The 7,983-nt window shown below is 60.4% G+C and carries 7 protein-coding genes; all 7 read left to right on the top strand.

The features are described from left to right. The first annotated feature begins 374 nt into the window (after nucleotides 1–374). Nucleotides 375–1,172 carry a lytic transglycosylase domain-containing protein gene (locus tag GX147_05370; GenBank protein ID NLN60130.1) on the top strand — a complete coding sequence of 266 codons (798 nt, stop codon included), beginning with the start codon at nucleotides 375–377 and terminating at the stop codon, nucleotides 1,170–1,172. Between the two features lie 156 nt (nucleotides 1,173–1,328). After that, nucleotides 1,329–1,784, top strand: coding sequence for a flavodoxin (locus GX147_05375; protein ID NLN60131.1), 456 nt, complete (start codon nucleotides 1,329–1,331; stop codon nucleotides 1,782–1,784). Nucleotides 1,785–1,825: 41 nt separating this feature from the next. Beyond that, nucleotides 1,826–4,810 (top strand): PAS domain S-box protein, encoded by a 2,985-nt coding sequence (locus tag GX147_05380; GenBank protein NLN60132.1) that lies wholly within the window; start codon nucleotides 1,826–1,828, stop codon nucleotides 4,808–4,810. Nucleotides 4,811–4,825: 15 nt separating this feature from the next. Further along, nucleotides 4,826–5,164, top strand: a complete 339-nt coding sequence (locus tag GX147_05385) for a hypothetical protein (GenBank protein NLN60133.1) — start codon at nucleotides 4,826–4,828, stop codon at nucleotides 5,162–5,164. Between the two features lie 111 nt (nucleotides 5,165–5,275). After that, nucleotides 5,276–6,682, top strand: coding sequence for a sigma-54-dependent Fis family transcriptional regulator (locus tag GX147_05390; protein ID NLN60134.1), 1,407 nt, complete (start codon nucleotides 5,276–5,278; stop codon nucleotides 6,680–6,682). A 341-nt stretch (nucleotides 6,683–7,023) separates the two neighbouring features. Next, nucleotides 7,024–7,548 carry a purine-binding chemotaxis protein CheW gene (locus tag GX147_05395; GenBank protein NLN60135.1) on the top strand — a complete coding sequence of 175 codons (525 nt, stop codon included), beginning with the start codon at nucleotides 7,024–7,026 and terminating at the stop codon, nucleotides 7,546–7,548. A gap of 21 nt (nucleotides 7,549–7,569) precedes the next feature. Then, the coding region (locus GX147_05400) for a hypothetical protein (protein NLN60136.1) at nucleotides 7,570–7,983 on the top strand (414 nt) is incomplete at its 3' end.

The raw sequence follows: 7,983 nt of genomic DNA on the forward strand, positions 1-7,983 counted from the left end.
ATATTGCTTATGATAATCAATTCCGATATACTTCATCACGTGCACCTCCTTAATGTTTTCTAAAACGTAGGGGTTAGTCTAGCACTAGCGCCCTGTCGGAGGTGCACTTTTTTTCATGTTATCATTCTCAACGCTGTTTTTTGTCGTTCCGAGCCGCCGGAGCCTTCATGTCCTTCCGCATCCCTGCGCCAAACCTACAATGTCATTCCGAATCCCGCCGGAGGCTTCCCTGTCACATCGATACCCTCCCTGTCACTTCGAACGCATGTGAGAAGTCTTAAACGAAACACACGGGATGGCCCATGTTCCTCCGTCTGGCATGAAAATTGTTTGTCAACAGGAGAGCAGAAAACGTGGTTTCCCCCAGGTGATTCATGAGTATCTTGCCTTTCCATAAAATCGTTTTGTCTCCGGCGGCCGGGCCCGGCGCGCCTGCGGAGAGGACCGTCCGGTCGGGCCCGTTGCCGGGGGGCGATGATGCCGGCCTTTTTTCCCGGATACTCGACGGACTCGCCGCGGAGCAGCCCGGCGCGTCCCCGGGGGAGGTGGCCTGGGACCAGCCCCTGGACAGGGCGAAGCTCATGCAGCTCGTTCACTGGATGAATATCGGCATGACCTCGAGCCTCCTCCGGACGATCGGGGGCGATGGGTCCGACGTGTCTTTCCGTTGGAAATTTGACGGTCCCCTGTTGCAGCCGGCCGTTTCAGGGGCGACCGTCGAGGAATCCGCCGTCGGGCGGAGCGTTCCCTCTTCGCCGGGAAAGGTCGCTCCCGCGCCGGGGGAGCGGTACGAAGCGGTTATCCGGAAGGCGGCGGCCGTCCATGATGTCGATCCCGCCCTGATCCGGGGGGTGATTCAGACGGAAAGCGCTTTCAACGCCTCCGCGCGGTCCCCCAAAGGGGCCATGGGCCTGATGCAGTTGATGCCCGGAACGGCCCGGGAACTGGGGGTCGTCAACCCCTATGACCCGGAGGAAAACATCATGGCCGGGACGCGGTACCTGAAAAAATTACTGAGACGCTACGACGGCGATGTTCCCCTCGCCCTGGCCGCCTACAACTGGGGCATGGGCAACCTGGAGAATCATGGCGGCCGGATGCCCCGGGAAACGAGGGACTATGTGAGCCGGGTCACGGCCCTGTACGGCGGGAAGGGCCGAAACACGTCATGATCCCGTCCGGAACGCCGGTCCTTCTGCTTCGCCCCGTTCCCATTCCCCCGTTTCCCCCGTCCCCTGTCGCTTCCTCTCCTGTTCCTCTAAAAAAGGTTGATATTGTTTTTTTCGTTGTTGTATGGTGTGAAGATAAAATGGCGCATTGTCAAAATAATGACTAGAATTTTAATTGTTTACCATAGCTTGACCGGTCACACGGCGAAGATGGCGGAGGCGGTCGCTGCGGGCGCGACGGACATCGGCGAGGTGACCGTGGCGCTGAAGCGGGCCGCCGAAGCGACGGCGGAAGACCTGCTTTGGGCCGACGGCCTGGCCATCGGCACCCCCGAGGCCTTTGGTTATATGTCCGGCATGGTCAAGGATTTTTTTGACCGGACGTTCTACGAAGTCGAGGGGCGGGTGTTCCGCAAACCCTATGTCGTTTTCATCAGCGCCGGTAACGATGGAACCGGGGCCCTCCGGGCCATCGAGAGAATCGCCCTGGGCTACACCTTCAAGAAGGTGTACGAGCCCGTGATCGCCCGGGGGGATGTCGGCCCCGACGATCTGGAGAAGTGCCGCGACCTGGGCGGCGTTCTGGCGGGGGGATGCCAGATGGGTATCTACTAGGACGTCGGCATGGAGGATTTGACCCGAAAACGGGGGGGAGGATGGGAAAGCAGGATGGAAGAACGCGGGAGCAGCTCCTGGATGAGCTGGACCGGTTAAACGGCAGGGTCGCCTCTCTTCAGGAGCGGCTCCGTCAGAGGGAGGGCCTGCGTGACGCCGTCGCGGACGATCGGGACGGATGGGGGGCCCGTGGCCGGGACGAAAGCGGTTACCGTGAACTGTTCGATCACATCGGCAGCGGGGTTGCCGTGATGGCACCGACGGAGGATCATCGGGACTTTGTCCTCAGGGATTTCAACGAGGCGGCGGAACGGATCGCCCGGGTGCGGCGGGAGGAGGCCATCGGCCGCAAACTGTCCGAGGTCTTCCCCCGGATACGGGAGACGGACATCCCCCATGCCCTCATGCAGGTTCATCGAACGGGAAAGGCGGAACGGAAGCCCGCGGCGTACTACGGGGATGTGGTGCGTCACGGGTGGTACGAGAGCTACATGTACCGTCTTCCATCCGGCGAGATCGTGTTCATCTTCGACAACGTGACGCAGCAGGTTGCCCGGGAGCGGGAACTGCGGGTCCGAAACGAGATTGTCCAGGCCTTCCTGGTTTGTTCGGATGACGAGATTTACGAACGCGTCAGGGGCGTCATCCTCGCGTTCATGGAAAGCCCCGACGGACACCTGGGTATTGTCGGGCGAGGCGGTGCTCTGAGTTCCCCGCCCATGGAGGACGGGAACCCCCGGACCTTTCTCCCTTCCGCCTGTCCCGGGTTTTGGGCGAAGGCGGTGCGGGAGGGGAAGACCTGCCTGTCCAACCTGCCCCTCCCCGTTCCGGACGGTCATGGCCCCATCGAAAGGGCTCTCGCCGTGCCCATGACGTACCGGGGATCTTTGGTGGGCGTCATGGCCGTGGCGAACAAGGCGGAGGACTACACGGAGGCCGATTGCCGGAAACTGGAAGGCGCCGCCGAATTTATCACCCCCCTCCTGGTGGCCCGCCTGGACGCCATCCGCGAGGAGAGGGCGAGAAAGGCCCTGGACAGGGCCCTTGAAAAGTCGGAGCGCCTGCACCGGGACGTCATCGATTTCCTGCCCGACGCCACCTTCGCCATCGACGTGGAAGGGAGGATCATCATCTGGAACCAGGCCATCGAAAACTTGACCGGTGTCAGGCGGAACGAGATCCTCGGGAAGGGGGATTACGAATACGCCGTGGCCTTTTACGGGGAACGGCGTCCCGTCCTCCTCGACATGATTTTGAACGCCGACGCCGAGTCGGGGCAATTGGGGGACACGTGCGGCTATGACCATGTCCGCGAGGAAGAGAACGTCCCCGTCCTGCAGGCGGAAAATTCGAGACTTCCCGGCTTCCGGAACCGGCGCTTCTGCATCAAGGCGCGGTGCCTCAGCGATAAGGACGGCAACGTCATCGGCGCCCTGGAGACCATCCAGGATATCAGCGATCTGTGGAGGACGGAGGAGGCCCTCAGGGAGAGTGAAGAGAAGTTCCGTCTCCTCACGGAAGAGACCCCCGTCGGCATTTCCCTGATGAACACGGACCAGCTGTTCGAGTACTTCAACCCCCGGTTCACGGAAATTTTCGGGTACACCCTCGAAGAGGTCCCCACAAAGGATGAATGGTTCCTGAAGGTTTACCCCGATCCGGCGTACAGGAAGAAGATACAGGCTTTCTGGCAGGAAAACCTGTACGAGGAGCCTGTGGCCGGGCGGATCGTCGAGGGGATGGTCCGGGCCATGAGCAAGGACGGCACGGAAAAGATCATCTTTCTCCGGTCCGTTTACATGAGCAATGGAAAGCACCTTCAGACCTACGAGGACTTCACGAGGCGGAGGAAACTGGAGGAGCAGCTCCGGCAGGCACAAAAAATGGAGGCCATCGGAACCCTGGCGGGGGGGATCGCCCATGATTTCAACAATCTGCTCATGGGCATCCAGGGGTACACGTCCCTGATGCTGTACGGTCTGGAGGTGTCGCATCCGTTCCATGAAAAACTGAAGGCCATCGAGGACCAGGTGGTCAGCGGTGCCGGTCTGACGAAACAGATCCTTGGTTGCGCCCGGGGCGGGAAGTACGAGGTCATGCCGGCCGACCTGAACCGCCTGATTGAAAAAACGGTGGACATGTTCCATCGCACGAGGAAGGAAATAACCGTTCACAAAAAACTGGACGGGGAACTCTGGACCGTCGATATCGACAAAAACCAGATGGAGCAGGTCCTGTTGAATCTGTGCCTGAACGCCTGGCAGGCGATGCCCGGAGGGGGGGACCTCTTCCTGGAAACGGGAAACGTGACCCTGGACCCCGTTTATGCGAGGGTCAACAAGGTCTCCCCCGGGGATTACGTCCGGATGTCCGTTACCGACACGGGAGTCGGCATGGATCAAAAAACCCGTCAGCGTATTTTTGATCCCTTTTTTACGACCAGGGAAATGGGTCGGGGGACCGGTCTGGGTTTGGCGACCGTCTATGGCATCGTCAAGGGCCATGGCGGTGTCATCAACGTGTACAGCGACAGGGGGAAGGGGACGACCTTCACGATTTACCTGCCCACTTCGAAAAAAGTGCTTTCCGGAGAGGTCCGGGCCCGGAGGACGATCCTCAGGGGTACGGAAACCCTGCTGATCGTGGACGATGAACCGGCCGTTTTGGGGGTGACGGGGGATCTGCTTCAAACCCTCGGTTACGAGGTGTTACGGGCTTCCGGAGGGAAGGAGGCCCTGGAAATATACCGGGTCCATCACGACCGGATCGCCCTGGTGATTCTGGACATGGTGATGCCGGTATGGGGAGGCGGGGAAACCTTCGAGGAACTCAGACGGATCAACCCGCGGGTCAAGGCGATTCTCTCCAGCGGCTACAGCCTGAACGGCGACGCCAGGATGATTCTTGACCGGGGCGTCCAGGCCTTCATCCAGAAACCCTTCATGATGGATCAGCTTTCCCGGACAATCCGGCAGGTCCTGGACGCCGACGGGGAACCGGGTCCGGACGCCGGGAGCCCGGCATGACGCAAGGAGTGAGCCATGTGCAGGAGACGGCTTGTTTTATGCTTCCTCGGAGCGGGGATTCTCTGCCTTTCCCCCGGGTTTGGCCATGCCCTGACGCCTGAGCAGGTGATTCAACTGAAGAAGGCGGGTGTACAGGACGCGACGATCCAGTTGATGATCTCGCAGGAAATGGCGGGGGAAAACCGGAATCCGTACGACACGATGGGAACGAAAGAAATCAGGGACGCCGACGGGAACACGGTCGTTATTTACTCCACGGGCAAACCGGGCGGCGGGGCCTTCGATCCGGAAGAGCGGGAAAAGCTCGACCGGGCCTGGGAGATGCTCCGGAACCTGATCATCGACGCGAGATAGGTGCCGCCCGCCCCCTTCGCCGGGGCCTCTTCCTTGCGATTGTCCTTCCCGTATGATAAGGATGCACGTCCCATAGGAAGCCCCATGCTCTCAGAGAACGCTGTTTCAAACATTCCAAAAATCCTGATCATCGACGACGAACAGCTGACGGCGGAGCTCCTCCGCGATCTCGTCAGGCAGATGGGTTACGAGGCCTTTCCCGTCTTTACCCTGAACGAGGCGGCGCAGGCCATCGAACGTCAGGACTTCGACGTCGTCTTTCTGGACGTCGTGATGCCCGACGGCAACGGCCTGGATTTTCTGCCCCGCGTCAAGGCCGCGCAGGCCTCGCCGGAGGTGATCATCATCACGGGATACGGCGACCCCGACGGCGCCGAACTGGCCATCCGGAACGGCGCCTGGGATTACATCGAGAAGGGTTCGTCCATCAACAAACTGAAGCTTCCACTCCTGCGGGCCCTCGAGTACCGGGAAGCGAAGAGGGGACGGAAAAAACCTGTTTTGTTCAAACGGGAAGGCATTATCGGCGAAGGGGGGCGGATGAAAGCCTGCCTTGACCTGGTGGCCCAGGCGGCGGCCGGCGATGTCAATGTTCTGATTACGGGAGAGACCGGCACGGGGAAGGAGCTTTTCGCCCGGGCCGTTCACAGCAACAGCGCCCGCCAGGCGCAGAAGATGGTGACCATCGATTGCGCCGCCCTGCCCAGGACGCTTGTGGAAAGCATTTTCTTCGGTCATGAGAAGGGGGCCTTCACCGGGGCGGACATGCGGAGGGACGGACTGATCGGCCAGGCCGACGGGGGGACCCTGTTTCTCGATGAGGTGGGGGAGTTGCCCCCGTCCATTCAGAAGGATTTTCTTCGGGTCCTTCAGGAGCGCCGTTTCCGTCCCGTCGGGGCGAAAAACGAACGATACAGCGATTTCCGCCTCGTTGCGGCGACGAACCGCAATTTGGCGGCCATGGTCAAGGCGGGGCAATTCCGGGACGACCTGTTCTTCCGGATCCGGGCCCTGACGATCGACCTGCCTCCGCTCAGGGAGCACGCCGAGGATATTCCGGACCTGGTTCTCTCCTACCTGGGACGCATCGGCGAACGCAGAGGGACCCCGGCGCGGGGCATTTCCGCCGACTTTCTCGAGACCCTCGGCCAGTACGACTGGCCCGGCAACGTCCGGGAGCTGTTTCAGGCCCTGGACAGGGCCATGACGGTCAGCAGCGGCGAACAGGTCCTGTTTTCCAAGCACCTGCCCCCGCATATCCGTATCGCCCTGGCCCGCCGCTCCCTTTCCGGGAAGGGAAACCCGTCCGGCGCCGCCTTGCCCCTGCAGACGTTGAAGGCGAGGCGGCAGGCCATGCTCGACGGCCTGGAACGGGACTACCTGAAGGACCTCATGTCCGCCACGGACGGAAACATCCCCCGGGCCTGTGAAGTTTCCGGTCTGTCCCGTTCGAGACTTTACGTCCTCCTGAAGAAGTACGGATTCAGGCGGGATCAGACGGAGGCGGATGTTTCATAAAGCAGGATGTGTCCTGTTTGACGATACTCGGCCTAACCATGCGATATGAGAGGATGAAAGCCAGCATACCCACCCAAACCCTTCCTCCGATGAAAGAAACATCCCCGCCCATTCCCCTGTCCTGAATGCCCGCCGTGTAAAGGTGCGAAAGGCAATGCACGCGTAAGTGTTGATTTTTACGTGGATGGTAATGACTGAGCCTTCGGGGTGTGTCCCTTGGCATCCTTTTTGTTACCTCAATGGGAGGACAACGCAGCCGCAGGTTGCCGACCGGGGGTCGGGGAGCATGTCCGGACACGGCGCCCCCGTCTCCGGGAGTCTGTCCTGAAAGGAGCGGGTCAATGGATGTATCACAGAATAACCGGGAAGCGGGTCATGAGGGCAAGTACCTGACCTTCACCCTGGCCGGTGAGGAGTACGGCGTTGTGATTGTCAAAGTCAAGGAGATCATCGGGATGATGACGATCACTTCGGTGCCTAAGGCCCCCGCCTGGGTCAAGGGGGTCATCAACCTCCGGGGTAAGGTCATCCCCGTGACGGATCTTCGCCTGAAGTTCGGTATGGACGCTATGGCCTATACGGACCGGACCTGCATCATTGTCATGGAAATCACCGGGACGGGCGCCCCTTTCCTGATGGGGATCGTCGTCGATACGGTTTCGGAAGTGCTGACGATCAAGGGGGCGGATATCGAGAGGACCCCCGATTTCGGAAGTCCCCTGGACACGGAATACATCATGGGTATGGCCAAGACGGAAGGTCGGGTGAAGATCCTTCTGGACATCGACAAGGTGCTGACGCGGGAGGATCTGTCCATGCTCGCCGCGACGGCCGGACGAGAGGGGCCGGGCGGTGAAGCAGGATAAGGGAAGGAGTGGAAGGGAAGCATGAAAAATGTAAAACTGGGATACAAGCTCATCGGCGGATTTCTCGCTGTGGCCGCGGTGGCGCTTGTCATGGGTGTGGTCGGTCTGAGTCAGATCTGGACCATCAAAAACGCCGGCCAGAGGATGTACGACGAGAACGTGGTCCTGATGAATACGGTGGCCGAATTTAACCAGCAGTTTCTCGATATGCGGACCGCGATTGTTTACGCCCTGTTTGACCGGTTTACGCTGGGAAACGACGTATCCGCCGTTCTGGATGATATGAAGCGACGGGATGAACAGGGCTACACGCTCCTCGCCCGGGTGGATCGGCTGAGTCTCGATCCGACGCAGAGAAAACTGTACGAGGGCTTCAAGGCCGATGTGGGCGTTTACCTGGGTATCCGGGATGACATGCTCGCCGCGACGGTCGGG

The sequence above is a fragment of the Deltaproteobacteria bacterium genome, from assembly GCA_012522415.1.
In the GTDB taxonomy this organism is placed as follows: Bacteria; Desulfobacterota; Syntrophia; order Syntrophales; family JAAYKM01; genus JAAYKM01.

Excerpts from the sequence above, each read along its gene's own strand:
- GX147_05370 (NLN60130.1), top strand. The coding sequence starts at position 375 with ATGAGTATCTTGCCTTTCCATAAAATCGTTTTGTCTCCGGCGGCCGGG.
- GX147_05395 (NLN60135.1), top strand. The coding sequence starts at position 7,024 with ATGGATGTATCACAGAATAACCGGGAAGCGGGTCATGAGGGCAAGTAC.
- GX147_05375 (NLN60131.1), top strand. The coding sequence starts at position 1,329 with ATGACTAGAATTTTAATTGTTTACCATAGCTTGACCGGTCACACGGCG.
- GX147_05385 (NLN60133.1), top strand. The coding sequence starts at position 4,826 with ATGTGCAGGAGACGGCTTGTTTTATGCTTCCTCGGAGCGGGGATTCTC.
- GX147_05380 (NLN60132.1), top strand. The coding sequence starts at position 1,826 with ATGGGAAAGCAGGATGGAAGAACGCGGGAGCAGCTCCTGGATGAGCTG.